General features: G+C 58.4%; 1 rRNA gene. It reads left to right on the top strand.

The annotated features are described in order from the left end of the window. A 16S ribosomal RNA gene (locus D479_RS19715) occupies positions 1-373 on the top strand; the annotation flags it as partial.

Below are 373 nucleotides of genomic sequence, written 5' to 3'. Positions count from 1 at the left end.
CAAGTCGAGCGCGGGAAGCGAGCTGATCCCTTCGGGGTGACGCTCGTGGAACGAGCGGCGGACGGGTGAGTAACACGTGGGCAACCTGCCTGTAAGATCGGGATAACTCCGGGAAACCGGGGCTAATACCGGGTAATACTTTCTTTCGCATGAAGGAAAGTTGAAAGATGGCTTCTCGCTATCACTTACAGATGGGCCCGCGGCGCATTAGCTAGTTGGTGAGGTAACGGCTCACCAAGGCGACGATGCGTAGCCGACCTGAGAGGGTGATCGGCCACACTGGGACTGAGACACGGCCCAGACTCCTACGGGAGGCAGCAGTAGGGAATCTTCCGCAATGGACGAAAGTCTGACGGAGCAACGCCGCGTGAAC

This window comes from Halobacillus sp. BAB-2008 (genome assembly GCF_000328325.1).
In the GTDB taxonomy this organism is placed as follows: domain Bacteria; phylum Bacillota; class Bacilli; order Bacillales; family Halobacillaceae; genus Halobacillus.
The sequence above is the reverse complement of the archived record's forward strand: the minus strand, read 5'-3'. Positions and strand labels throughout refer to the sequence as shown.